21 protein-coding genes and 1 pseudogene are annotated in these 26,140 nt (G+C 36.2%); 13 read left to right on the top strand and 9 right to left on the bottom strand.

What is annotated here, in order from left to right; all coding sequences use genetic code 11:
* Positions 1–7: 7 nt before the first annotated feature.
* Complete coding sequence (locus ACWNCI_RS09865; RefSeq protein ID WP_449388165.1) at positions 8–1,246, bottom strand: aspartate kinase; 1,239 nt, start codon at positions 1,244–1,246, stop codon at positions 8–10.
* Positions 1,247–1,559: 313 nt separating this feature from the next.
* Here ACWNCI_RS09865 and fbp point away from each other — a divergent pair, with 313 nt between their 5' ends.
* The 5 genes from fbp (at position 1,560) to ACWNCI_RS09840 (ending at position 9,528) form a co-directional block, all read left to right on the top strand.
* A complete protein-coding gene (fbp, locus tag ACWNCI_RS09860; protein WP_449388164.1) occupies positions 1,560–2,576 on the top strand; it encodes a class 1 fructose-bisphosphatase in 1,017 nt (338 codons plus the stop codon).
* On the top strand, positions 2,577–3,581 hold the full coding sequence (menC, locus tag ACWNCI_RS09855; RefSeq protein ID WP_449388163.1) for an o-succinylbenzoate synthase: 1,005 nt from the start codon (positions 2,577–2,579) through the stop codon (positions 3,579–3,581). It abuts the gene before it with no gap.
* A gap of 544 nt (positions 3,582–4,125) precedes the next feature.
* A complete protein-coding gene (locus tag ACWNCI_RS09850) occupies positions 4,126–5,799 on the top strand; it encodes a glutamine--tRNA ligase/YqeY domain fusion protein (RefSeq protein WP_449388162.1) in 1,674 nt (557 codons plus the stop codon).
* Positions 5,800–6,031: 232 nt separating this feature from the next.
* Complete coding sequence (locus ACWNCI_RS09845) at positions 6,032–7,213, top strand: MFS transporter (protein ID WP_449389490.1); 1,182 nt, start codon at positions 6,032–6,034, stop codon at positions 7,211–7,213.
* Between the two features lie 284 nt (positions 7,214–7,497).
* Positions 7,498–9,528, top strand: a complete 2,031-nt coding sequence (locus tag ACWNCI_RS09840) for a TonB-dependent receptor (RefSeq protein ID WP_449388161.1) — start codon at positions 7,498–7,500, stop codon at positions 9,526–9,528.
* 49 nt (positions 9,529–9,577) lie between these two features.
* On the opposite strand, the pseudogene ACWNCI_RS09835 reads toward ACWNCI_RS09840, so the two are convergent.
* The 8 genes and pseudogenes from ACWNCI_RS09835 to ACWNCI_RS09800 all read right to left on the bottom strand — a co-directional run bounded on the left by ACWNCI_RS09835 (position 9,578) and on the right by ACWNCI_RS09800 (position 17,874).
* Positions 9,578–10,542 (bottom strand): annotated as a pseudogene (locus tag ACWNCI_RS09835) (YpdA family putative bacillithiol disulfide reductase).
* 77 nt (positions 10,543–10,619) lie between these two features.
* Positions 10,620–11,936: a glycosyl transferase family 1 gene (locus ACWNCI_RS09830; RefSeq protein ID WP_449388160.1), complete on the bottom strand. Its 1,317-nt coding sequence runs from the start codon at positions 11,934–11,936 to the stop codon at positions 10,620–10,622.
* A gap of 181 nt (positions 11,937–12,117) precedes the next feature.
* Entirely contained in the window at positions 12,118–12,525 is a 408-nt protein-coding gene (locus ACWNCI_RS09825; protein WP_449388159.1) for a GxxExxY protein, read from the bottom strand.
* Positions 12,526–12,564: 39 nt separating this feature from the next.
* A complete protein-coding gene (locus ACWNCI_RS09820) occupies positions 12,565–15,099 on the bottom strand; it encodes a YfhO family protein (RefSeq protein WP_449388158.1) in 2,535 nt (844 codons plus the stop codon).
* A gap of 14 nt (positions 15,100–15,113) precedes the next feature.
* Positions 15,114–15,353: a hypothetical protein gene (locus ACWNCI_RS09815; protein ID WP_449388157.1), complete on the bottom strand. Its 240-nt coding sequence runs from the start codon at positions 15,351–15,353 to the stop codon at positions 15,114–15,116.
* A 90-nt stretch (positions 15,354–15,443) separates the two neighbouring features.
* Positions 15,444–16,493 (bottom strand): DUF6263 family protein, encoded by a 1,050-nt coding sequence (locus ACWNCI_RS09810; RefSeq protein ID WP_449388156.1) that lies wholly within the window; start codon positions 16,491–16,493, stop codon positions 15,444–15,446.
* Between the two features lie 37 nt (positions 16,494–16,530).
* Positions 16,531–17,289: a 23S rRNA (guanosine(2251)-2'-O)-methyltransferase RlmB gene (rlmB, locus tag ACWNCI_RS09805; protein WP_449388155.1), complete on the bottom strand. Its 759-nt coding sequence runs from the start codon at positions 17,287–17,289 to the stop codon at positions 16,531–16,533.
* A gap of 111 nt (positions 17,290–17,400) precedes the next feature.
* Entirely contained in the window at positions 17,401–17,874 is a 474-nt protein-coding gene (locus ACWNCI_RS09800; protein ID WP_449388154.1) for a DinB family protein, read from the bottom strand.
* A gap of 251 nt (positions 17,875–18,125) precedes the next feature.
* On the opposite strand from ACWNCI_RS09800, the gene ACWNCI_RS09795 reads away from it, so the two are divergent.
* The 8 genes from ACWNCI_RS09795 (at position 18,126) to ACWNCI_RS09760 (ending at position 26,136) form a co-directional block, all read left to right on the top strand.
* On the top strand, positions 18,126–19,130 hold the full coding sequence (locus ACWNCI_RS09795) for an AAA family ATPase (RefSeq protein ID WP_346984495.1): 1,005 nt from the start codon (positions 18,126–18,128) through the stop codon (positions 19,128–19,130).
* Positions 19,130–19,588 (top strand): N-acetyltransferase family protein, encoded by a 459-nt coding sequence (locus tag ACWNCI_RS09790; RefSeq protein ID WP_449388153.1) that lies wholly within the window; start codon positions 19,130–19,132, stop codon positions 19,586–19,588. Before ACWNCI_RS09795 ends, ACWNCI_RS09790 begins: the two co-directional genes overlap by 1 nt.
* Before the next feature lie 129 nt (positions 19,589–19,717).
* Positions 19,718–20,581 carry a DUF58 domain-containing protein gene (locus tag ACWNCI_RS09785; RefSeq protein ID WP_449388152.1) on the top strand — a complete coding sequence of 288 codons (864 nt, stop codon included), beginning with the start codon at positions 19,718–19,720 and terminating at the stop codon, positions 20,579–20,581.
* Positions 20,582–20,660: 79 nt separating this feature from the next.
* A complete protein-coding gene (locus ACWNCI_RS09780; RefSeq protein ID WP_449388151.1) occupies positions 20,661–21,557 on the top strand; it encodes a BatD family protein in 897 nt (298 codons plus the stop codon).
* Positions 21,550–22,548 (top strand): VWA domain-containing protein, encoded by a 999-nt coding sequence (locus tag ACWNCI_RS09775; protein WP_449388150.1) that lies wholly within the window; start codon positions 21,550–21,552, stop codon positions 22,546–22,548. The genes ACWNCI_RS09780 and ACWNCI_RS09775 overlap by 8 nt, the downstream gene beginning before the upstream one ends.
* Positions 22,548–23,555, top strand: a complete 1,008-nt coding sequence (locus ACWNCI_RS09770) for a vWA domain-containing protein (RefSeq protein ID WP_449388149.1) — start codon at positions 22,548–22,550, stop codon at positions 23,553–23,555. Before ACWNCI_RS09775 ends, ACWNCI_RS09770 begins: the two co-directional genes overlap by 1 nt.
* 98 nt (positions 23,556–23,653) lie before the next feature.
* Complete coding sequence (locus tag ACWNCI_RS09765) at positions 23,654–24,394, top strand: tetratricopeptide repeat protein (protein WP_449388148.1); 741 nt, start codon at positions 23,654–23,656, stop codon at positions 24,392–24,394.
* Entirely contained in the window at positions 24,394–26,136 is a 1,743-nt protein-coding gene (locus ACWNCI_RS09760; RefSeq protein ID WP_449388147.1) for a BatD family protein, read from the top strand. The genes ACWNCI_RS09765 and ACWNCI_RS09760 overlap by 1 nt, the downstream gene beginning before the upstream one ends.
* The last annotated feature ends 4 nt before the right edge of the window (positions 26,137–26,140 follow it).

Genomic DNA, 26,140 nt, shown 5'->3' with positions numbered 1-26,140 from the left:
ATTAGTTTTATTGTGTTACCATTTGAAGTGTATTCTTTGATATTTGCTCCAATAATACACTTTTTTCCTGGTAAAATTGATCAATGTGATCCATCTTCGCATTCCTTACGGTAAATAAAGATACATTTTTTACCACTTCTGTACGGAATACTTTCTGAAGTTCTTCGTTTAGTTCATCTATATTATTAAATTTATCTTCAAGACATACAGCCAGTGAAATAGCAGAATTCTGCATCAAGGAAACTTTAATTTTATATTTGGATAAATATCCGAAAATTAAGCTCATATGATCTTCTGCAATGAAGGAAAAGTCTCTCGTTGAAATTTTCAGAAGGGTCTGATGTTCTTTTAAAATATAAGATTCTTCGCTTTGATTTTTATCTGAAGCGCCAACTTTCGTTCCTGCTTTGGTAGGATCTATGAAAGATTTTACATAGAAAGGAATATTTTTTTGCTGAAGTGGCTGCAGCGTTTTCGGGTGAATAACACTCGCCCCGTAATAGGCCATTTCAATGGCTTCTTCGTAGGAAATATTCGAAAGCAGAGTCACATCTTTAAATTTTCTAGGATCTCCCGTCATCACTCCCGGAACGTCTTTCCAGATCGTCATGGCGTCGGCATTCAGGCAGTAAGCGAAAATTGCTGCTGAGTAATCTGAACCTTCTCTTCCTAAAGTTACCGTGAAATTATTTTCATCCGAACCGATAAATCCTTGGGTAACATAGCATATTTCTTTGTTGAGATTTGAAATAAATTCTTCTGTTTTAGCCCAGTCTACAATACCTTCGCGGTAAGAATTGTCGGTTTTTATATAATCCCGCGCATCCAGCCACTGATTGGTAAACTGAATCTCGTTTAAATATTCACTCACAATTTTAGTGGAAATCATTTCTCCGCAGCTCACTACCTGATCGTACACAAAGTTGTAGTTCGGAGATTTATTTCTTCTCAAAAAAGAATCGATATCATAGAAAAACAGATTTATTTCCGCAAAAACAGCATGATTTTCAGGGAATAGTCCTTCCGCGATTTCAATGTGTTTTCGTTTTATTTTTTCAATTTCAGTTTGAAAGTTATCTTTCTTGAAATAAAGTTCCACTACTTTTTCCAACTCATTCGTCGTTTTGCCCATTGCTGAAATTACCAGCAGGCATTTTGAAAATCCCTGGCTTTTTAATACCATGGATACATTTTTTACACTTTCAGCATCTTTTACCGATGCTCCACCAAACTTGAAAATTTTCATTAAATTGTTAATAATAAAATTGTTAGATAAAATTTGTGGGAATATTTTACGGGTGTCAAAATTATAAATTTACAACGAGATATGAAAGAGTGCAGGGGTGGGTTTGGCTTAAGATTTCATTAAAATTATTTTTACCGAAAGATTATTATGATATCCTTCGGTATTCGGGAGTGGTTTTTTATGATAAGTCCTGGCTAAAACGTACAAATAGGATTCTATAGTATTGATAAACAGTAGATAAGGTCTTTTCTTAATAATTGTTTTTAAATGTGATAAATTTTACGAAATTTGGAGACAACGTAAAAAGAAAAATATGTCAGATCAACCATTACAGACTTTAGGAGAATTTCTTATTGACAAGCAGGATGATTTCCAATATTCTACAGGTGAGTTTTCTCGCCTTCTGAGTGCAATAAGATTGGCTTCGAAAGTGGTAAACAGGGAAGTGAACAAAGCGGGAATTGCAGATATTATCGGGAAAGCGGGAAATGAAAATATTCAGGGTGAAGAACAGCAGAAGCTTGATGTCATTGCCAATGAAATTTTTATTACTGCTTTATCTCAAAGAGAAGTGGTTTGCGGAATTGCCTCTGAGGAAAACGATGATTTCATTGACATAAAATGCGGTGAAAATGGTCATTTAAGTAAATATGTTGTATTGATCGATCCCCTTGACGGTTCTTCGAATATTGATGTTAATGTTTCTGTAGGAACAATTTTTTCAATTTTCAGAAGGGTTACAGAACCAGGAACTCCGGTTCAGCTGGAAGACTTTTTACAGAAAGGAATCAACCAGATTGCAGCGGGATATGTGATCTACGGATCATCAACAATGATTGTTTATACTACAGGAAACGGGGTAAACGGTTTTACGCTTGATCCTTCTTTAGGAACCTATTATCTTTCTCACCCGAATATGACTTTCCCGAAAACGGGAAAAATATACTCTATCAACGAAGGGAATTATATCAAATTCCCACAGGGAGTAAAAAATTACCTTAAATATTGCCAGATGGAAGAAGGTGACCGGCCTTATACATCGAGGTATATTGGTTCTTTGGTTGCCGATTTCCACAGAAATATGCTAAAGGGTGGAATTTACATTTACCCTTCTTACTCACAGTCTCCCAACGGAAAATTAAGATTGTTGTACGAATGCAATCCCATGGCGTTTCTTGCAGAGCAGGCGGGAGGAAAAGCAACCGACGGATTCAGGAGAATTCTTGAAATTGAACCTACCGAGCTACATCAGAGAATACCTTTCTTCTGCGGAAGTGTCGATATGGTAGAAAAGGCTGAGGAGTTTATGAGAATTGACAGTGTAAAATAAATGAAAGCAGAATATTTCAGATATTTGTTAGAATTCAAGCGCCCGGGTGGAACATCTCGCGGCGTTTTGCATGAAAAAGAAACCTTCATTCTTGAAATTTCTGAAAATGGAAATAAAGGAATTGGGGAATGTGCTGTTTTCAGAGGTCTGAGCTTTGATGACAGGCCGGATTATGAACAAAAGCTTCAGTGGCTTTGTGAAAATATTCATCAGGATTCTGAATTTTTAAAGGATGAATTAAAAGAATTTCCATCAATTTGGTTTGGATATGAGCAGGCTGTTCTCAATTTAAAACATGGCAACAACCTTTATTTCCCAAGCGAATTTACAGAAGGAGGTAAAGCTATTGTTATCAACGGCTTGATCTGGATGGGCGATATTCATTATATGGAAGAACAAATTCAGGATAAGCTGGAGAAAGGCTTTCATTGTATTAAATTGAAAATCGGTGTCAACTGGAAATCAGAATACGAAATTCTTCAAAAATTAAGACAGAAGTTTTCAAAAGAAATGCTGGAGCTTCGGGTGGATGCCAACGGAGGTTTTTCAAAAGATGAAGCTATAATTGTTTTGCAACGATTGGCAGAACTGCAGATTCACTCTATCGAACAACCTATAAAAGCCGGCAATTGGCAGGATATGGCTGAATTATGTGCTGATACCCCAACTCCGATTGCTTTAGATGAAGAGCTGATCGGTATTGTTGATCTTAATGAAAAAATTAAACTTCTTGAAACGGTAAAGCCGCAGTATATTATTTTGAAACCTTCTTTAATAGGAGGATTTTCCGGTTCTGATGAATGGATTTCGCTTGCTGAAGAGAGAAATATCGACTGGTGGATTACTTCCGCGCTGGAAAGTAATATCGGGCTGAATGCCATTGCACAATACACATTTACCAAAAAAAATCCGATGCCACAAGGTTTGGGCACCGGATCATTATTTGTGAATAATTTCAAATCAGATCTTGATCTGAGAGGAGAATTATTATACTTTAAAAAGTAAATAAATAACCTTTATAAATGTCTGATAACATTTTGTCTTTAGGATTTATTCCTAAGCTAGATAACATCTTCTACGAAAATTGCCTTTTTGAGGTATTCTAAAAATGAAGAAAACTTTTCTTTAACCTTTTTCATAATAATATTATTTAGTGTTCTGTGTGCTTATTCGTTTACAATCTCTGTGCCACAATATGGTACTATTTTTGTTTTTTGAGGTGATGTTTTTCATAGAACTGTTTAATTGCTTGTTTAATAGCAGATTGAGCCTATTGTAATTTTTGTTAACATTGAAAATGCTTAAAATATTACAAATTTAAACCTTGACAAATAGATATTGGGCGTAAATAAAGCAACAAGCTTCCTTGGTATTTAGAATATTTGAAATCATGATAAACGGTAATCTAAGTAATGGTTTTAGTCATGGCTAAGATAGACAAAAATACTGATGCAAAACCAATTATACTTTAAATTATAATTTCCATAAAACTTTTAATTTTCCTAAATTTGCAAATTGTCGTATATATGGCACTCTAAAGCGAATTTTAATGGAAGAAGAAAAAAAATCACTCAATTTTATTGAGCAAATTATCGAAGATGATTTGGCAAACGGACTCAGAAATGATCAGATCCGTTTCCGTTTTCCGCCTGAGCCCAATGGTTATCTGCATGTAGGTCATACAAAAGCGATCTGCATCAACTTTGGTTTGGGTGAAAAATACAATGCTCCCGTGAACCTTCGTTTCGACGATACGAACCCTGAAAAAGAAGAGCAGGAATTCGTAGATTCTATCATGAAAGACGTTGAATGGTTAGGTTTTAAATGGGATAAAGTTTTGTACGCCTCCGATTACTTCCAGCAGCTTTATGATTGGGCGGTGCAGCTAATCAAAGAAGGCAAGGCTTATGTAGATGAGCAACCGTCTGAAGTGATTACCGAACAGCGAAAAAATCCTACCGAACCAGGGGTAGAATCTCCATACAGAAATCGTCCCGTTGAAGAGTCTTTGGATCTTTTCGAAAGAATGAAAAACGGAGAGTTTGAAGAAGGTTCAATGTCTCTTCGTGCAAAAATCGATATGACATCGCCTAATATGAACATGCGTGATCCCGTGATGTACAGAATCTTAAAAAGACCTCACCACAGAACAGGAACTGCATGGAAAATCTATCCAATGTATGACTGGGCACACGGTGAATCTGATTATATAGAGCAAATTTCGCATTCTTTATGTTCTTTGGAATTTGAAAACCACAGGCCGTTGTATGACTGGTATTTAGATCAGGTATATGATGAAACTAAGGTTAGAAATAAGCAGAGAGAATTTGCAAGGATGAATGTTTCTTACATGATCACTTCCAAAAGAAAGCTGCAAAGACTGATTGCCGAAAAAGTAGTGAACGGCTGGGATGATCCGAGGATGCCTACCATCTCCGGAATGAGAAGAAAAGGCTACACCGCTACTGCCATCAGGAATTTTATTGAGAAAGTAGGGGTTGCTAAAAGAGAAAACCTTATCGAAATTCAGCTATTGGAATTCTGCGTTCGTGAAGACTTGAATAAAGTCGCAAAACGTGTCATGACAGTTGTAGATCCTGTAAAACTGATCATTGAAAACTATCCTGAAGGAAAAGAAGAATGGCTGGAAACAGAAAATAATCCTGAGCAGGAAAATGCGGGAACAAGAGAAATTCCTTTTTCCAGAGAGCTGTATATTGAACGTGAAGACTTTAAGGAAGAAGCCAATAATAAGTTTTTCAGACTGAAACTGGGTGGCGAAGTCCGCTTAAAATCTGCTTACATCATTAAAGGTGAAAGAGTGGAAAAGGATGAGAATGGAAATATCACAACCATCTACGCAACATACGACGAAAAATCAAAGTCGGGAAGCGGAACGGAAGAAAGTTTAAGAAAAGTAAAAGGAACGATTCATTGGGTATCTGCCAGTCATGCCATTCCTGTGGAGATCAGAAATTATGATAAACTATTTACAGTAGAGCAGCCTGATGCAGAAAAGGATGTAGATTTCTTAAACTTTATCAACCCGGAATCTGTGACAACCGTTCAGGGATTTGCTGAACCAGGTTTAAAAGATGTTGCGGTTGGAGAACCTCTGCAATTCCAGAGAATTGGCTACTTTACGAAAGATCAGGATTCTACAGAAGACCAATTGGTTTTCAACAGAACTGTGACATTAAAAGACTCTTATAAGCCGGAGTAAAAATTTATTTATATCATTATAAATGAAACAGGGCTTAATTTTTTAAGTCCTGTTTTTTTATTTTTAAAAATACGAATGGCATCAATACTCTTTATAAATAGTGAGAGTCCCGAAGGGATAACTTAAAACAAAATAGGATAAAATCCTGTTAGAGAAAAAATTAAATATTTAAATTGTGAAACTTATATATCTATATACAAACTCATTCAAAGGGCTTTCCAAGGAAAGCTGGATGCTGGCGCTGGTAATGCTTATCAATCGCGCGGGCTCGATGGTGCTTCCGTTTCTTGGAGTTTATATGACCAATCATTTGCATTTCAGTATAGAAAATACCGGAATCGTACTCAGCTTTTTCGGAATCGGTTCCGTTATTGGCTCATGGCTTGGCGGATTTATCACCGACAAGATCGGGGAATACAAAGTACAGTATCTCAGTTTACTGCTCAGTGTTCCTTTGTTTTGCCTTATTCCTGTTTTCAAAACAGAGGTTGGTGTTGCGGCTATTATTTTAATTCAGAGTATAGTAAGCGATTCCTTCCGGCCGGCAAACTCTGTAGCCATCACCAAATATGCAAAACCTGAAAAAATAACGCGGGCATTTTCACTCAACCGGATGGCTGTTAATCTTGGATTTTCCATTGGTCCTGCTTTAGGTGGAATCTTATCGGGCATTTCATACGAGTTCCTGTTTTTTACCAATGCTTTGGCTGCTTTATTGGCAGGAATCCTGTATATCGTCTTTTTTAAAAAACGAAACAAACTGGCCAGACTGAAAGCTAAAAAAGTAAAAGAAGTAATTGAAATTAAAAAAGAAAATTCGCCCTACTGCGATGGTAAATTTTTAATTTACTGTTTCTTCTGTATGCTGTTTTCTATATGTTTTTTCCAGCTGTTCAGTACACTGACCATCTTTTACAAAGATACGGCTCAGCTCAGTCAACAAAATATAGGATATATTCTTGGTTACAGCGGATTTCTGGTTGTTTTGCTGGAAATGGGACTGGTACAGGTGGCCGAAAAATATTTCAGCCTTGCTGCAACTATGTTCCTGGGAACTTTCATATGTGGAATATCCTACGCAATGCTGGGGTTTGATCACAGTATGATTACACTCGTTCTTTCCATGAGCTTGCTGTGCGTAGGAGAGATATGGGCGCTGCCTTTCATGTCAACCATTACTGCATTACGTTCAGGAAAAAATAATAAAGGCGCTTATATGGGACTAAACGGCATTTCCTTCTCCATAGCCTTTATCGTAACACCATACCTGGGAACGCTGATTGCTGAAAAACTTGGTTTTACCACCTTATGGATCGGAACCGGAATTATGGCAACGGTCATTGCTATTGCATTTTATTTTATCGTTTCATGGATGATTAAAGATAGAAAAAAGAATAGTGAATCCTTTGAGTAGCCATTGAATATCAATAGGGATGGGCTTTAGCCCATTTACAAAGTTCAAAAACATCCCGGCTTTAGCCAAAATCTATTTTAGAATTTTGGTTAAAGCCTTAATTTGTTTAACGTAAAGGTTATTTTAGTTCAAATGAACTGAGGAAATTCAATGTCAATTGTATTTTATTACAAACAACTCTGTTTGTACTTGATGTAAAAATTGCATGGTAAAAATTTTCCATTCGGGTACCATAGTTCGGTGATGAGTGAGAAAACTGTATAATTTTTGCTTATTCACAGACAATGAAAAAAATCTACATTTTTATATCCATTATTTTTGCAGCATTAGGATCAGCGCAGGAAAAAGATTCTGCAGCACTGATCTCCGAAGTACGAATTGATGCTTATAAAAAACCGGCTGCCTTTATCACTTCCACCAAATCTGTGTCGGTAGTTTCAGAAAATCTGCTCAACCAGAATACACCGGAAAGAATGCTGGAATCCATCAACCAGATTTCCGGTGCAAGAATGGAGGAACGTTCACCCGGAAGTTACAGGATTTCTCTGCGGGGAAGTACTCTTCGTTCTCCCTTTGGAGTCCGGAATGTAAAGGTTTATCTGGATGATTTTATCTTTTCTGATGCGTCCGGAAATACCTATTTCAATGTGATCTCTCCCGAACTCATCAACAGAATTGAAATTTACAAAGGTCCTGAAAGCGGTGATTATGGTGCAGTTACAGGAGGAACGCTGCTCTTAAAAACATCAGATTCCGACAGAACCTCTGCTCAATTGGCGGTGGGAAGTTACGGAACATTTAACCAAAGCTTTGATTTTTCAAAGCAAATGGGAAAACATTTTGTTGAGGTTTTTCAGAACTATTATCAGACAGACTCGTATCGCGAACAGTCTAAAGTCGTACGAAAACAAATCTTCCTGAAAGATAATTTCCAGTATTCTCAGAAAGGGCTATTGAAAGCAATAATGTTATATGCTGATCTCGATTACCAGACGCCGGGCGGACTCACTTTAGAACAAATGGAATTCAACAGGAAGCAGGCAAGACCCGCCACAAAAACACTTCCCGGTGCAAAAGATCAGAATGCCGGGATTCGTAATAAATTAATACTCGCCGGAGTTTCGCATGAATATAATTTAAGTCCGGGTTTTTCACATTTCATATTGATTCAGGGATCTTATGTAGATTTTGAAAATCCGTTTATCACCAATTTTGAAAACCGTTTTGAGAAAAATTTTGCGCTGCGTACTCATTTCAATTATGAAAGAAACTGGGAACATATTTCATTGGCGTATCGCTTTGGATTTGAAGGAGGAATTAATGATATTCTGATCAAAAACTTTGATAATAATAAAGGATTGGAAGGTAATCCGCAGAATTTTGATAAGATTAAAAACACTTCAGGATTTTATTTTATTTCCCAAAAATTAAATGTTAACGAAAAATTTTTTACGGATATTTCTTTAAGTCTGAATTCAAACTCTTATGATTGGGAAAGATTTTTTCCACGCAGTGAAAACGGGAAGATCCATTTTAAAAATCAATGGCTCCCGAATTTCGGACTGAGTTATCTTCTGGCTAAAGGTTTTTCGGTACGAGCAAAAGTAGGTAAGGGCAATTCAGCACCGACGAATGAGGAGATACGTGCATCGGATCAGCAATTTAATGCAGATCTCAGACCGGAATATGGATGGAATAAAGAATTTGGAATCCGTAAGCAATTCGGAAATACATTGTTTGTGGAAGGTAATTATTTTGATTTCAGAATGAAAGATGCCATTGTGAGACGTCAGAGTGATGAAGGGCAGGAATTTTTCGTCAATTCCGGGGAAACTGTTCAGAAAGGTTTGGAACTCTTTATAGAATCTAAAAGTTTTACCCTTAAAAATAATATTTTCAGCTTTTTTAAATTCAGGATATCAGGAAGCTTTTACCGGTTTACCTTTGAAAATTACCGCCAGAATGATGCAGACTATTCCGGAAATGATCTGACCGGTGTTCCGCGGACAACCGTAAACAGCCTGCTGAATTTTGTTTTGTTTAAAAAACTATCTGTTGATTATTCACATTTTTATACTTCAAAAATGCCGCTGAACGATGCTAATTCCGTATGGTCGGAGTCGAGCCTCGTTGGAAATATACAGTTCAGATTTTCTTTTGAACTTGACAGGACAAGATTAAATTTGTTCCTGCAAATACAGAATCTTTATAATGAAGATTATGTATCAGGATTTGATATCAATGCATTCGGAAACCGCTATTATAATCCTGCTGCCAAAAGGAATTTTGTTTTTGGTGCAAAGATTGATTTTTAAGTCATTGCGAAAGAAAATTGTGCTAGAATTCTTACAATGAATGAATTGATCATAACTTTGAAAGAATATTTTTAATAATCATCTCCGCATGAATTCTGGAATTTTCAATAAACCATAGATGGGTGTCTTTTCCTCCGCATACAACACCAGCAAGATATAAATGCGGAATGTTGGTTTCCATTGTTTCATTATTGTACAAAGGGTTGAGACATTCTCCCTGTAATTCAATTCCGGAATTTCTTAAGAAGTCGAAGTCGGGTAGATAACCGGTCATCGCCAGCACAAAATCATTTTCAATTTCATGCATTTCACCTTTTTCATCTCTAAAAATGACGGTTTTTTCCCTGATTTCCATTAATTCCGAATTGAAATGAGCGCTAATGCTTCCTTCTGAAATTCTGTTTTCGATATCAGGTTTTACCCAATATTTCACACTTTTGGAAATTTCCGAATGACGGATAATCATGGTAACTTCGGCACCTTTTCTGTACGTTTCCAGTGCAGCATCTACCGCAGAATTGCTGGAGCCTACAACAACGATTTTCTGTTTCGCGTATGGATAAGGTTCGGTATAATAATGTTTTACTTTAGGAAGATCTTCCCCGGAATATTCATCAGATTCGGAATATCATAGAAACCTGTTGATATGATTACATTTTTTGCAGAATATTTTCCTTTTGAAGTTTCAATTTCAAAGACATCATTTTTTCTGGAAATTTTCTCCACCTTTTCATACAGATTGATATTGAGATTCCGTTGTCTTGTAATTCCCTGATAATATTCTAAAGCTTCCTGCCTGCCGGGCTTCGGAGCGGTAGAAATGAATGGAATCCCATCTATCTCGAGTTTTTCCGCGGTAGAAAAGAAACGCATATACAAAGGATAATTGTACAAGGAATTAACAATTGTCCCTTTTTCGATAATGAGATAGCTTAAATTATTTTTCTGCGCTTCCAGGGCACAGTTCAGTCCGATCGGCCCACCTCCGATGATAAGAATATCCAAAGTTTCCATGAAACAAAATTACAAAAAACGAATCAGGAAAAAACTTTATTCATGACAATTAATGAGTTTCAAATTATCAGGCTTTACTATGAAACAGGGTGTTGTAACTCTAAAATTTCAGCCAGTTTTTCAGTAAGATTTTTTCTGGAAAATTGCTCGATATTTTGAGTGTTTTCAAGAAGATTTCCATCTTTCCAAAGATTAAATTTTTCCAGGATAAATTCTTTTACCGTTGTTGAATCATCATAGCTGAAATGTTTTCCGGCCTGCGTTTCGATCAGTATCCTAGAAACATCAGCATCATTGGGGCCAAAAGAAATAATCTGTTTTCCTGTCGCCAGATATTCGAAAATTTTTCCCGGAATAATTCCTTTTGACGAATCGTTCGGAAAGTTGGTAATTAATAATACATCTGAAGTCTGCATCTCTTCAATAGCCTTATCGTGAGAGATATATCCAAGATTCAGAATATGCTTTTTTAAAGTGGAGTTTTCTATGGTATGCAGGATTTTATCATCAATTCTGCCTGCAAATTTTAAGACAAAGCTTTCAGCAAAATCAGCATTTTCTTTTATAAGATCGTCAAGTGCTTTCCAAAGATTTTCCGGATTTCTGAGCTGTTCTAAAACACCGATATAGCTTAGCGTGAATTGGGTTTTAGGGTTTGAGGGTTTTAAGGTTTTAGGGTTTGAATCAGATTCGTCAAAACCATTAGTTATGCAGAAAGAATTTGCTCCGTTTTTTTTGAAATTTTCAGCATCGGTATAGCTTGTAGCAAGCGTGATGTCAGCATTTCTGAAAACTTCGCTTTCTAATTGGCGGTGTTTTCTGTCGGAACTTTTAGTTAATTTTAAATGTTTATAATAAGAAATTTCCGTCCACGGATCGCGGAAATCTGCAATCCATTGTATGTCAGGTATTTGTTTCTTCAGGTTTAATCCGATCAGATGAAGTGAGTGTGGCGGGCCAGAGGTCACCACTACATCAATTTTATTTTCCTTTAAATAATTTTCTAAAAATTTAACGGAAGGTTTTACCCAGAAAACTCTGGCATCGGGAATAAAGAAATTGCCTCTTACCCAAATTGAAAGCTTTGATTTCCAGCTTTGGTTTTTTCCCACATCAAACTGTCCCGCTTTAAACTTTTTATTGCTTTTGTTGAGTTTTTCGGCTAACTGATAAGGTTCCCAGATTTTCGTTTTGACGATTTCGATATCCTTCGGAACATCTTTCATCAGGCTTTCATCCAGCAATGGGTAGCTCGGATTTTCAGGTGTGTAAATTATGGGTTTCCACCCGAACTCAGGGAGATATTTCGCAAATTTCAACCACCTCTGAACGCCGGGACCTCCCGCCGGAGGCCAGTAATAGGTGATGATAAGTATTTTCTTTTGAGAATTCATTTATAATTATTTAACCGCAAAAGATGCAAAAGCCTATTGTTGTTTTTAGTTATTAAAAGAAATCAAAATTACATAGATTATTAAGTTTAATTTATTAAAGGTTGCATTTTGCAAACTTTTGGATAACTTATAAGTATTATCTTCTTTTGTTTCTTTTGTGGTTTAAATTAGATATTATTGTTTAATCATATTGATCAAAGTACTTATTTATAAATGTTTCTTGACCAAAATGATAAATATTTTTAACATTAAAATTTACAAGAATTCCCTTTGGAACTTTTAATAAATTGATGTAATTTATAACCTGTGCTTTATGGATTTCCAAGATAGATGATACGGATTTTATTTCCAGAACAATTAAATCTTCAATTAAAAAATCGCATTTAAAATCACAATTTAAATTTTCATCTTTGTAAATCACAGGAATTTGAAATTCAGATTTATATTCGATATTTCTTAAATTAAATTCTTTTTCCAAAGCTTTGTGATACACTATTTCTGCCAGTCCCGCACCTAAAATTTTATGAACCTCAATACAGGCTCCGTTAATTCTATAGGTAAGATCGGTTATATACTTTTGGGTAATCATCAATATACAGCTTTTTCAGACTTTTGAACCTCTAAAACACTAAACAGCTTCAGCTTGTCTTTTGTCTCTTTTGCGGTAAATAGAATAAACACCAAAGCCACTCAGCAAAATAAATACCGCAAAGCAAAAGAGCGAGATCCATTTTCCTTTTTCAATTACCTCAGGTTCAAAAACCATTCTTATATTGTGGTTTCCGGCAGGAACATGTACTGCACGGAGAAGATAATCAGCTTTGATGTACGGAACTTCTTTTTCATCGATGAAAAATTTCCACCCGTGAGGATAATAAATCTCCGAAAATACGGCCAGCTGTGCTGTTTTCGACTGAGATTTGAATTCAAGTTCGTTAGGCTGATATTTCGTTAAGTTGATGTAAGCTGTTGAATCCGGCTGAACGGTTTTTCCGTCAAAATATTTTTTATCCGAAGCAGCAATGACCGCAGTTTTTTTACTGTCTATAACGCCGATTGATTTGATTTCCTGGTTCGGGGAATCCACAAATTTAAGATCACTTACAAACCATGCGTCTCCATTGGCTTTCGGGTTCGCAATTGCCTGTGGCTGTTCCGGACCTCCCAAAACAAGATATTTTGCGTTTAAAAGATTGAGGATATTCGGAACTTTTACAGAATCCATGATCTGGAAATATTCGTTGATGACATCATCATATCGTCTCAGTTTTACCGCGTGATACCCTCCGATGGAAGATTTAAAATAAGAAGTATTCGTCTCGCTGAATGTTCCTAAAATATTATTGAAAATTCTGTAGTGTGTTTTATCTTTTTCAGCGATGGTTTCTAATGTTTTGTTAACATTCACATTCGCTAAGATCGGTTCAAGATTTGGATTTCCCTGAACTTTCTCCGCCATAAGATCTGAACTTTCTGTCTGGAATGGATTTTCCGCGAATATTTTATCGACATAATTATTGTCATTCAAATAACGCTTGTTTACGGTCCACAAATCAAATAAGCTTACCACTCCGATAATTATCAAAGCAATATTCTGATTTAATTTCTGTTTTAAAACCATAAATAAAGCCGTGGCAGCAATAGCAACATATATAAATGCTTTAATGGCATCAATCCTGAATAGTTTGAATCTTTCTTCAACCAGATAATCCAGCAGGAAAGGAGGAAGATATTTTTTTTCGTTTTCAGTATGGAATCCTAATAAAGATTTTCCGAAAAGCAGAAGAATTAACACAAAACCCAGCGTTCCACCACCAACATAGAGAAGAATTTTCTGTTTGTATTCTGTTGTCAATTCCTTATCTGTAAAAAATCGGTATAATCCAATGATTGCAATTAATGGGAATAATAATTCCACTACAACCAAGATGGAAGACGGTGCTCTGAATTTGTTATAAAAAGGTACGAAATCTATGAAAAAATCTGATAGTGCCATGAAATTGCTTCCCCAGGCTAAAAATATGGTAAGAACCGTTGCACCCAAAATCCAGTAACGGTATTTTTTCCAAGCAAAGAAAAATCCTAAAAGAGCTAAAAAGCAGACGATGGCTCCCTGATAGGCCGGTCCTGAAGTTCCAGGCTGATCGCCCCAGTATGTTAAATTTCCGAAGCCTTTTGATATTCTGTCCATTTCCGCCTGTGAACCTACGTTTTCCTGAACGAGTTCCTGAACTCTATTCATCATTTCCTTTCCTTCAGGTTCCTGGCTTCCGCCACCCATTAATCTTGGGATGAAAAGATTCAGTGTTTCAAGTTTGCCATAGCTCCAAAGCAGCATACTTTCTTTATCCATCCCCGATTTTCCTTCGGTGTGGCTGTCATTGGTTAAAATCTGCTTTCCACGAACGGTTTCTTTAATGTATTCGGAATTGGCCATGATTCTCTGGGAGTTCATGCCGACACCGATCAGGCATGAAGCAGCAATGATTCCTGAAGAAATCAGAAAATGCTTCATCGGTGTTTTCTTCTGAATCGCGCGAATCAATTCGGATAAAAATAAAAATCCTAATGCAAGGAAGAGGTAATACGTCATCTGCGGGTGATTGGCCGCAATCTGAAGCCCCATGAACAGTGTGGTGACGATAAATCCCCAAATGTATTGTTTCCGTATATAGACGAGTAAAATTCCTGCCAGAAGTGGCGCAAAATATTCAATGGTATTGATTTTACCGTTGTGACCCGCCGCAATGGCGATATAAAAATAGGTGGAAAGACCGAAAAACGTCGCCCCCAAAAGCGCATATTTCCAGTTTCTGACAGCTACCATTCCTAATAGGAAAAAACCTCCGAAGAGCAGAAAGATATAATTAACAGGTCTCGGGAAAAAATTCAGCTTAGAATCGATTTGTTTAATAATGTCGCCTTTGAACTGACTTCCCATCTGATAGGTAGGCATTCCACCGAACATAGAGTCGCTCCAGTAGGTTTCTTTTCCGGTATCAGCTCTGTAATCGAGAAGCTCTTTTGCGCCCCCGCGATACTGCACGATATCATGCTGAAAAAGCTGTTTTCCCGTGAAAACAGGAGTAGAGTACAAAAATGCTAAAACGATAAATACAACTAATGAAATTGCAATATAAATCAGGTTTTTATTTTTCGCCATGTTGATGATGGTTATTATCTTTTGTTTTCGGAATTATCTTTATCATTACTTTCTTTTACCTCTTCATAATCTACAGTTTCAGCATCCCAGTTGATATTGTTTTTATTTGAGTTTTGAATATCCTGCGGCTTATTATTTTGATTATTATTGTTAAATCTGTAACTATAAAATGTTTTAAAGAAAATCCTTTTAAGGATATTCCATACAAAGAAAATAATGATAGCAGCTAATACCAGCTCAAAAATATATTTCATAATTTTTTTAATTTAAGGTTTAAAGTTCAAAGTTTGTTGATTGGCATAATGTCTTTCAAATCTAAACTCTCTAACACTCAAATGTCTATATTACTTCGACGGATTGACCATCACAGAAGAATTGGAAACGCTTTTCATCGATTGAGATTCTTTTCCGTTGGAAATAGTTTCTATCTGTGTTGTTACTACAGAAATATTCTGATTGGTGATCCAACCGGTGTTCTGGTCAAATTTTATGGTTCCGTTTTGAGAAAGTTCACTGCTTAAGCTGTGTGTCACTTCTCCCTGATTTTGTTTTTCAACCTTTTTAGGAATTCCTCCTGTTACGCCAATTTCAGCAATGCCGTTTCCAACACTTTTTAATATGTAGTTTGATGTCACTTTTATTTTCCCCTGTGCATCAGCGTTTTCACTGCTTGTCCATTTTTCTCCTACTTTTACTCCTTTTCTTGGCATGATCGTAAGATTTTTATTAAACTGATCTCTTAAAACCTTTTCATTAAATGATTCCTTAAGACTTGCAATAATGCTTTCTTTTTGATTTTTATCTTTAACAATAGTTCCGACGGAAGCAGCCACTTTATTATAAACGGTATCAAAACCAGTTATAGAAATGACATTTCCATGTGTGTCCATTTTCATATTCAGTTTGTTGCCGGTAAGCGCTCTGTTGATATTCCAGATCATTTTAAGATCATCTTCCTTCGGCAGAGGAAGCTTGGTATCTACGACAATCGTTTTGCCTTGCGCGGTCTGAGAATTTCTTTTGGAAACCAGATTTAAAGTGATATCGTAAATATTTCCTTTAATATCATTTACCGTAAAAGACATTTCATCTGTAGACTCATTGGTAGCGTTCAGTGTCTTTCCTGTAGGATCAGTCATTGTTTTTGTGTCTCTCTGGTAGGTTGTTAAAGGATACGTTTTTCCTTTTTCCAGTTTGAAAGTCTGTTTGTAAATTCCTGCGGAGTCTTTAATGGCAGGATTTTCTTCTACTTTTGCTACGGAGTCTGCCGGAACTTCTACTGTAATTGTTTTTCCTGTTTTAGGATCTACTTTGGTGATTTTTGCCGTTTCTTTTTTATTACATGAAACGATGGCTATGGTTGAGATTATCGCTAATGCTGCTATTTTTTTCATTTGATTCTTTTTAAATTTTTACTACTGTTAATAAATGCTACAGACCCGAGTTTGCAGTCATTTTCTGTCGTACCGCTTCGTATAAAATGGCACCACAGGCGACAGATACATTTAAAGATTGGGTTTTCCCTTCAATAGGAAGCTTTATTTTTTCGTCGGCGTGATGAAGGACTTCTTTTGAAATTCCTGTTTCTTCATTTCCCATTACGATGGCGCAAGGCTCGTTAAAATTAACATCATAAATTAATTTTTCTGCCTTTTCGCTTGCGGCATATACTGAAATACCACTTTGCTGAAGAAAGTCCACAACATGAGCTAAATTGGGGGCTTTACAGATCTTAACATTATAAAGCGCTCCGGCAGAAGTTTTTATGGCATCAGAATTGATCGGCGCAGCTCCTTTTTCTGGGATAACCACCGCGTCAACGCCTACACATTCTGCTGTTCTGCAGATTGCTCCGAAATTTCTCACATCTGTTAATCGGTCCAGAATAAGTAAAAAAGGTGTTTTTCCTTCTTCAAAAAGTTGAGGAACAATATCTTCCACTTTATGAAACGGAACATCCGATATAAAAGCCACAACACCCTGGTGATTTTTTCTTGTAAAACGGTTCAGCTTTTCAACCGGAACGTAATTGGGACGGATTTTATTTTTAGCCAAAATGGCTTTAAGTTCAGCATAAATAGGTCCTTGCAGTGCATTTTGCACGAAGACCTTGTCAATTGTTTTTCCCGCTTCAATTGCTTCAATCACGGGACGTAGTCCGAAAATAAAATCGTCTTTTTTATCTGTCATTTTAATAATTTAATAGTGAATTGTCAAATGTCAATTTTACTTTGTCAGTCAATTTGTTGTATTAAAATTCATCTTTCACTATTGACTTACGAAGCAAAATTCACTTTTTTACTATCTTCCTTTTTCTCCTAAAATTGCTCTTTTCTGTGCCAGTACATAGCCGTAATGAAGGCTTTCGTGCATATTGTTAAAAATAATGGCATCCTGAATACTTTTCAGATCCATCCCGAAACTGGTAGTATAAGGCGTGTAATCCGAAAAGAAATCACTGTCATAATCTCTCATTAAAATCTTTGACGTCTCTGTCAGCAAAAATTCGAGATCTTCAACCTCCGATTTCTGAACGTTCAGATTGGGTAACGTTCCCTTTTTGTAAGTTTCAATCCAATATTTGTCGATCCTGAAAGGATTACCGCTTAAGTAATAATGCAAAAGCTGCTGGGTAGCAACGGTATGGGCAATATTCCAGTAAATATTATTATTGAAGCCGTCCGGAATCAGCAAAAGATCTTCATGGGAAGTATTTTGTAAAATATCCAGAAGGTTTTTTCTAACCTGTCTGTGGGCTTGAAAATGATAATTCATTTTGCAAAAATTTTAATCACCAAAAATAGTTTAATAAACTGGAAATGACAATTTTTGAATGGAGGATTAAATTAAATTTATATTTTTTTATGAAAATATACATTAATTGCCTTTAGATTTGATATTTCATCTGTTTTAAGATCTCGCATTACTACCGGAATATTTAACAAACTTTAACTCAAAAATAGCATTGTTTGGGTTGATTTATGCAAGTATTTATTAGAAATTTACCAATTATTTTAAATTAGACTATGTCAGATACATATCAAGCAGAAGATATTCGTCAGCTAACCGAAAAGGTAAAGGAAGCGAACTTCTATTTCTCCCGTCTCCGCGAAGAAATCAACAAAGTTATCATTGGACAGGAATATATGATAGACCGCCTTTTGGTGGGTCTCCTGGGAAATGGTCACGTCCTTTTGGAAGGAGTTCCGGGATTGGCAAAAACCCTGGCGATTAAGACCCTGGCTGAAGCTGTTGATGGTGAATTTTCCAGAATTCAGTTTACGCCGGATCTCTTGCCGGCGGATGTTGTGGGAACGATGATTTATAACATTAAAGACAATGATTTTTCCATTAAAAGGGGGCCTGTTTTTGCCAATTTTGTGTTGGCGGATGAAATCAACCGTGCACCTGCAAAAGTGCAATCTGCTCTTTTGGAAGTGATGCAGGAAAAGCAGGTGACTATCGGAGACGAAACGATGAAGTTGCCAAAGCCATTTTTGGTACTGGCAACACAAAACCCTATCGACCAGGAAGGAACTTATCTTTTGCCTGAAGCGCAAAGTGACCGTTTCATGTTAAAATGTACGATCGACTATCCTAAGTTTGAGGATGAAAGGATGGTGATGAGAATGGTTTCCACTTCGCATCAGCCGACTGTGAAACCGGTAATTTCGCTTGAGCATATTGTTGGAGCTAAGGAGCTTATTAATCAGATTTATCTTGACGAAAAAATAGAAAAATATATTCTGGATATGGTTTTTGCTACTCGTTTTCCGGAAAATTATGGACTTTCTGAACTCAAAAATTATATCAGTTTCGGTGCTTCTCCGAGAGCTTCCATCAATTTAGCGATTGCTTCAAGGGCATATGCGTTTCTGAGAGGAAGAGCTTTTGTGATTCCTGAAGATGTAAAATCTCTGGCAAAAGATGTGTTAAGACATAGAATAGGTTTAACTTTCGAGGCAGAAGCTGAGGAAATTTCATCAGAAGAAATTATTGATAGGATTTTAGCGAAAATCCAGGCACCGTAATGGAGGATATTTTCATCAGACGAGCAGTTCAGGAAGATTGTGCTCCAATGCTTGAGCTTATCAGAGAGTTGGCAGATTATGAAAATGCATTGCATGAAGTTACGTTAACTTTAGAGCAATTTATTGAAGACGGATTTGGGAAATTGCCTGCTTGGGGAGCATTTGTAGCCGAATGCAATGGTGAAATTATTGGAATTTCATTGTATTATGAAAGATATTCAACATGGAAGGGAAGAAGATTATATCTTGAAGACCTTGTGGTAACCGAAAAATGGAGAGGAAAACAAATCGGGAAAAAATTATTTGAAGCAACAATGGAATACGGAATGACAGGCCAATACAGCGGAATGGTTTTTCAGGTGCTAAACTGGAATGAACCGGCCATAAATTTCTACAAAAAATACAGCCCTAAATTTGATAATGAATGGTTTAATGTGTCTATTGAATTCAATGTTTAATATTTGTAGTTTAAAGTTTTTTGAACGTTATTAAATTAATTATAAAATTTTTAAAACAAAAATAAAGCAGTTTTAAGCTAAAACTCTCAACAAAAAAATAATAAACTCTAATATACTCAAACGCAGAAAATGCAGATTAAAGATATTGTAAAAAAAGTAAAGCAGATAGAAATCCGTACCCGAAAAAAAACGGAAGCTACTCTCATGGGACAATATCACAGTGCTTTCAAAGGACAGGGGATGACTTTCTCGGAAGTTCGTCCTTATCAGTTCGGAGATGAGATCCGCAGAATCGACTGGAATAAAACTGCGAGGTTTCGTGAGCCTTTCGTAAAGGTGATGGAGGAGGAACGAGAGCTTACAATGATGTTGCTGATAGATATTTCTGCATCCATGGATTATGGTACCAAAAATCAGCTGAAAAGAGAATATGTCGCAGAAATTGCTGCAAGCTTAGGGTTTTCTGCAGCAGGAAATAATGATAAAGTAGGGCTGATCTTATTTGCAGATAAAGTGTATAAGGTAATACCTCCGCAGAAAGGAAGAAAACATATCCTTTCTATTATCAGTACCATATTGACGGCTGATTATGTGCCTTCGGTAACTAAAATCGATAAAGCATTGGAATATATGATGGGGATTTTTAAAAGAAAATCTTTGGTTTTCATGTTCTCCGATTTTGAAGATCCGTATGATTCCAAAATGTTAAAAGCTGCTTCTAAAAAACACCAGCTATTGGGAATGAGAATTTTTGATCAGAAGGATAATGAAATTCCTGATGTAGGCTATACCTTATTGTATGATGCCGAAACGGGTAAACAGATTTGGGCCAACACATCGAATGCAAGATGGAGATACAATTTTGCAGAAGCACAGAAACAAAAGCTGAGAGCTTTGGAAGAAGATTTTGCCAACAGCTCAGCCAGTTTTCTGAATATGGATACAGGTGCCGATTACTCCAAATTGTTGTACAATTATTTTCAGAAAAAATAACTTCAACCGAATTGAATGGGCTTTAGCCCATTATAATTAAAAATAACTTAAGGCTTTAGCCAAAACGTATTATTTACAATTGAAAAAATTATTATTTATATTTTGTTTTCTTATCTGTGCGAATGCTTTTTCACAGATTCTTTCTTCAAGCGTCGAGAAAAAAACCATTGCTCTCGGAGAAGTGGATCATATCGTCGTGACGATCAACAATCTTAATAATGAAAAAGTGTCTGCCGCTCCGGAAAATGAACTGTTGCCCTTCCATTTTGAAGAAGTGAAAGACAGTATTTCGCAGACTCAGGATGTTTATTACAGAAGAGTTGAATTTGCTGTTTTTGAAGAAGGAAAATTTACCATTCCTGAACTTGAATTCAAGGTAGGAGGAAAAATACTGAAAACAATTCCTTATGAAATTGATGTGATCAATACGGCTCAGAAGACCGATCAGATCAACGATATTATGAATAACAAAGAGGTAAAGCTTGACGTTACTGATTACTGGGAGCTTTATAAGTTTTATATTCTTGCTGCTATTACAGTAATTGCCCTTATTATTGCTATAATATTCATCGTTAAATATGGAAGGAAAGCTAAAGATTCTCCTGTTGTGGCTACCAATCAGACGTTAAAAGAATTAGATTCTCTTAAGAAGAAAAAATATGTGGAAACCGGAAATTATCGTTCCTTTTATGTAGAATTGATCGATATTTCAAGAAAATTTATCGCAAAACAATACCGTTTACCGGCAGATGTTTTACTGACAGATGATCTGATTGATCTTATGAAGAAAAATAATACCATTTCTCAGGAAAACGAAAGGGTAGTGGAAGATGTATTCTTAAGGGGTGATCTGGTGAAGTTTGCGAAAACTTTCCCTGATAAAGCGACGATGGAAAAAGACCTTACTGAGATTACAGATTTTGTAAAGCGCTCATCAAAAGATTTGGAATTCGAAAATTTGAGAAAAGATGTTTGATTTTGATTTTGAATTTTACAGTCCATGGTTTTTACTGCTTTTCCTGCTGTTTATTCCTTTATTGATAAAAGATGTCGGAACTCAGAAGAGAAAAGGAATTAAAGTTCCTACGGTTAAGAATATGAGTGAAAGCGGAGGGATTCAGATCGTGATGTTTTTGCTGAAAATCTCAAAATATGTCATCCTCTCTGCATTGATTATTGCGATGGCAAGACCTCGGACTTTTACAATTTCTCAGGATCGCGATGATACAAAAGGGATTGATATTATGCTTTCCGTAGATGTTTCGTTAAGTATGCTCGCTAAAGATCTTACTCCGGACCGTTTGACAGCTTTAAAAGATATTGCTATTAAATTCGTCCAGAAAAGGCCCAACGACAGGATCGGACTTGTAACCTATTCGGGAGAAGCATTTACAAAAGTGCCGGTAACTTCAGATCATCAGGTAGTTATCGATGAATTGCAAAATCTTAACCCCCTGGAATTGCAGCCGGGAACCGCAATGGGAGAAGGACTTTCGGTAGCGGTCAACCACCTTAAAAACAGTAAAGCAAAAAGTAAAATTGTTATTTTAATGACGGATGGGGTTAATACTATAGAAAATGCAATGCCTCCGGCTTTGGCTGCAGAATTGGCAAAAAATAATAATATAAAAGTGTACGCTATTGGAATAGGAACCAATGGATACGCACTGATGCCGACGCAAACCGACATATTCGGGGATCTGGTTTTTACGGAAACGGAAGTGAAAATAGATGAACCTGTTTTGAAAGAAGTGGCACAAATGACAGGCGGAAGATATTTCAGGGCAACATCAAACAGCAGTCTTGAAGAAGTTTATGATGAGATCAATCAGCTTGAAAAATCTGATGTGAAAGTGGCTAAACTGTTTAATTATCAGGAGTATTTTAAAATCTTTCTCTGGATTGCTTTAGGAATGCTGTTTCTGGATGCTTTATTACGATGGGTGTTTTATAAAATTTTAAGTTAATGGATTGGTATTTAGGGAATTATTGGTATTTATTGTTGCTGTTGCTTCTGCCGCTGTTAGCTGTTTTTTTAATACGTTTTTTAAAATGGAAAAATAAAAAAAGAGAGATCTTTGCAGATGGTCAGTTCCACCAGCATCTCTTTGAAAAGCGATCAGGTTTTATAAAAATTTTTCCTGCTTTATATTTATTGGGGACGCTATTTCTTATTTTTTCTATTATTGATCTTTTAAGTGGTTCTGAGGAAATCAAAACCAATCAAAAGCTTAACAATGTTATTTTCATGTTGGATGTCTCCAACTCGATGAATGCAGAAGATATTGAGCCAAGCCGTTTGACGGAAGCCAAAAATCTCATTATCCAGACGATGCAGAAAATGAAAAGCGATAAAGTCGGAATTGTAATTTTTGCCGGGGAATCTACCTCTATTATGCCCTTGACAACAGATTATACGTCTGCAGAAACTTATATCGGCGGTATTGAAACCAATTCTATGCAGATTCAGGGAACTGACTTTCTGAAAGGAATGCAAACTGCGGTGCAAAAATTTAAAAATGTAAACAAAGATGCCAGAAAGGTTGTATTGTTGAGTGATGGCGAAGATAATGAGGGAAATGATGATGCTGCAATAAGACTTGCTAAAAAAGAAGGAATTATGATTACTTCCGTTGGAATCGGTTCTGATGAAGGTGCGCCGGTTCCGGAATATGCTTTTGGTCAGCTGATGGGGTACAAAGCTGATATGTCGGGACAGACGGTGATCTCTAAAAGACAGACTGAAGCGCTTAGAAAAATGGCAGAATCTACCAGTGGATCTTATATCGACGGAAATAATATCAATGAAGCTCCTGAAAGAATAATTGATGCCCTTAAAAAGAAAACAGGATCTTCAGAAACAATGGTGAAATCTCAGAATGCCAATCATTATTACCAATATTTTCTTGCAGTGTCTATATTTTTCTTTTTCTTAATTTATATGTTCAATCCTAAAAGAGATTTTAATGTTTAGATATAAATGCATTTGCGCATGTTCAGACTTCTACTTTAACCCAATTTTAACAAATAAGGCACTGTTTATTAACATATAAAGGAATAATTTTGCATTGGATGAATACTAAAATCGTTTTTTTGTCGTTTATTACTGCTTTCTTCTGTTCAGGAATTCTTTTTGGGCAGAATAATTATCGTACGCTTGTGTATGAAGGTAATGAAAAATTTAACGGTAAAGATTATGATGGAGCTTCTGTAAAGTATATGGAAGCTATTAAGACCAACGATAAAGATTTTACGGCACATTACAATCTGGGAAATGCCCTTTACAAAAGCAAAAAATACGAAGAAGCAAAAGCTGAATTTGAAAAAGCACAAAGATTTTCTCAAACCATTTCCGATAAGGCAGCAGCTCTCCATAATCTGGGAAATGCATATATGCAGATGAAGCAACCGGAAAAGGCAGCAGAATTTTATAAACAATCTCTGAAACAAAATCCTTACAGCGAAGCAACAAGAAAAAACTATGAGATTGCTAAGCTGAAGGAAAAAGAAAATCAGCAGAAAAAACAGCAGCAGAATAACTCCGGTAAAGGCGGCGGCGGTAAAGATCAGCAGAAAAATGACGATCAGAAGGGTCCTAAAGATCAAAATCAGGATCAGGGGCAAGGTCAAAAGAATCAAGGTAAAGGACAGGGAAATAATCCCGATCAGAAACCGAATAATGAAGGCAAAATCCCGAAAGAACTCGAAAATCAGATACTCAATAAAGTAAGCGATAAAGAGAAAGAAACCGCCAGAAGAATTTTAAATAAAAATTCTTATTCGATGCCTGAAAGCAACGAGAAAGATTGGTGATGCAGAGCAGACTTACCTACATATTGTTCCTACTCATATCCGTAATTTCTTACGGACAGGTAAATCTTTCCGCTACTCCCGATAAAACCACCTATAGTTCCAAAGAAGTCATCAACATCACTATTGTCCTTGAAATTGAAGGAAATGATTACAATAATCAGCAGACCAAATTGCGGCTGCCTGACTTTTCAAAATTCAATCTCATAGGAACAGGTTCTGTGACCAGCGGATTTATTGATCCGACAACGAATACGGTGATTTCCCAGTCGGTTACCCGATTAGCTTTAGAACCAAAACAAAAAGGAAAAGTAAAAATTGGTTCGTTTCTAATAACAATAGATAATAAAATCTATAAAACCGAGCCTTTTGATATTTTAGTTAAAGATGTAGACAAAAAAACAGCAGTAGCCGCCAACTCTTCAAAGGATGTTTATCTGAATATGGAGATCGAAGACCGTGAGGTATATCAGGATGAGCCAACAATTGCAGTTTTGAAAGTTTATTCCAAGAATATGGATAACCTGAGACGGGTGAAAAATATTCGTCTTCCACAAAATAATAACCTGGATGTTTATCCGGTGAGTTTTGCAAAATCTGAAATCGATCCTTCGGATTACGGAAATATGTCGTCACAGGTTGTAGCTATATTCCTGATTTTCCCTAATGAGGCAGGCTATGTAGAAGTGCCGGGTGTTTCGGCATCGGTGAGCTCTTATGCCGGAAAAAATAAAATTGTCTCGAATAAAGTTAAAATCAATGTTAAAAAACTTCCTGAAGGTTCTCCCGAGCATTTTAAAAATGCAGTGGGCGACTTCAAAGTGAGTATTGCTAATGTTTCAAAAGAAAAAGCTGAGGTTAAAAAACCGATCAACGTTCTTGTAAAAGTAAGCGGAGAAGGAAATCTCAAAAGCCTGGAGCTTCCTAAAATTGCTGAGTCGCCCGATTATGATGTTTTTGCTCCTAAAATCACTTCCAAAGTGACAACAGCAACAACAGGAATGAAAGGTGAAATTTTGGCTAATTATCTTGTGATTCCTAAAAAGGCAGGTGAGGTTTCCATTAAAACTGAAGATTTTGCTTTTTTTGATCCTTTAAAAAAAGAATATGTAGATCTTGGACAGGAAACACTGAACGTTAACGCATTTTCCCATGAACAGATTTTGGAATCGCGCACTGCCGTTGAAAAGGTAAATGAATACACCAACACCTTCCTGGAAACTGTTAATACACCTGTTTTAAAGACAACATCCTTCAAGGTAAAAGAAAAAAACAGATTCCACTGGAATATACTTTTCATAAATATCGCTATTTTAATAGGCCTTTTTATAGCGTATCTCTTGTTTAAGAACTGGCAGAAAAAAATCAAATCAAATAAAGAACCCGAAACTACAAAACCTATTGGTTCAGTAGCTGAAACGGAAAAAGAAATCCGAGAAAGATTGAAAACAGACGTGAATGATTATTTCACTTATTTGGAAAATCTTAAAGATAAAGAAAATTATCAAACGTTTTTTCAAACCTATGAAGAACTGGATTCTGAAGTAAGAAATCAATATTTTAAAAGTTCTGCTGAAGATTTTGCAGATTTTCTTGAAAATCATAAAGGCTCTGTTATAGCTGAAGAATACAGAAGTCTTACCCAAAGAATACAGATAGAAAAATATGCTCCAGTGAAATCCCCTGAGGCCTTGGATGTACTCTTAACATCCATTGTGAATTTGTACTCAAAGATTAGCAAATAATCAA

Source organism: Chryseobacterium lineare (assembly GCF_977014045.1).
This window is presented reverse-complemented; position numbering and strand designations above follow the sequence as displayed.

Bases quoted from the DNA above. Each gene is read 5' to 3' on its own strand.
- fbp (WP_449388164.1), top strand. From the start codon at position 1,560: ATGTCAGATCAACCATTACAGACTTTAGGAGAATTTCTTATTGACAAG.
- ACWNCI_RS09815 (WP_449388157.1), bottom strand. From the start codon at position 15,353: ATGAAATATATTTTTGAGCTGGTATTAGCTGCTATCATTATTTTCTTT.
- ACWNCI_RS09775 (WP_449388150.1), top strand. From the start codon at position 21,550: ATGTTTGATTTTGATTTTGAATTTTACAGTCCATGGTTTTTACTGCTT.
- ACWNCI_RS09850 (WP_449388162.1), top strand. From the start codon at position 4,126: ATGGAAGAAGAAAAAAAATCACTCAATTTTATTGAGCAAATTATCGAA.
- ACWNCI_RS09800 (WP_449388154.1), bottom strand. From the start codon at position 17,874: ATGAATTATCATTTTCAAGCCCACAGACAGGTTAGAAAAAACCTTCTG.
- menC (WP_449388163.1), top strand. From the start codon at position 2,577: ATGAAAGCAGAATATTTCAGATATTTGTTAGAATTCAAGCGCCCGGGT.
- ACWNCI_RS09810 (WP_449388156.1), bottom strand. From the start codon at position 16,493: ATGAAAAAAATAGCAGCATTAGCGATAATCTCAACCATAGCCATCGTT.
- ACWNCI_RS09765 (WP_449388148.1), top strand. From the start codon at position 23,654: ATGAATACTAAAATCGTTTTTTTGTCGTTTATTACTGCTTTCTTCTGT.
- ACWNCI_RS09845 (WP_449389490.1), top strand. From the start codon at position 6,032: ATGCTGGCGCTGGTAATGCTTATCAATCGCGCGGGCTCGATGGTGCTT.
- ACWNCI_RS09830 (WP_449388160.1), bottom strand. From the start codon at position 11,936: ATGAATTCTCAAAAGAAAATACTTATCATCACCTATTACTGGCCTCCG.
- ACWNCI_RS09760 (WP_449388147.1), top strand. From the start codon at position 24,394: ATGCAGAGCAGACTTACCTACATATTGTTCCTACTCATATCCGTAATT.
- ACWNCI_RS09795 (WP_346984495.1), top strand. From the start codon at position 18,126: ATGTCAGATACATATCAAGCAGAAGATATTCGTCAGCTAACCGAAAAG.
- ACWNCI_RS09790 (WP_449388153.1), top strand. From the start codon at position 19,130: ATGGAGGATATTTTCATCAGACGAGCAGTTCAGGAAGATTGTGCTCCA.
- ACWNCI_RS09785 (WP_449388152.1), top strand. From the start codon at position 19,718: ATGCAGATTAAAGATATTGTAAAAAAAGTAAAGCAGATAGAAATCCGT.
- ACWNCI_RS09840 (WP_449388161.1), top strand. From the start codon at position 7,498: ATGAAAAAAATCTACATTTTTATATCCATTATTTTTGCAGCATTAGGA.
- rlmB (WP_449388155.1), bottom strand. From the start codon at position 17,289: ATGACAGATAAAAAAGACGATTTTATTTTCGGACTACGTCCCGTGATT.
- ACWNCI_RS09820 (WP_449388158.1), bottom strand. From the start codon at position 15,099: ATGGCGAAAAATAAAAACCTGATTTATATTGCAATTTCATTAGTTGTA.
- ACWNCI_RS09770 (WP_449388149.1), top strand. From the start codon at position 22,548: ATGGATTGGTATTTAGGGAATTATTGGTATTTATTGTTGCTGTTGCTT.
- ACWNCI_RS09825 (WP_449388159.1), bottom strand. From the start codon at position 12,525: ATGATTACCCAAAAGTATATAACCGATCTTACCTATAGAATTAACGGA.
- ACWNCI_RS09865 (WP_449388165.1), bottom strand. From the start codon at position 1,246: ATGAAAATTTTCAAGTTTGGTGGAGCATCGGTAAAAGATGCTGAAAGT.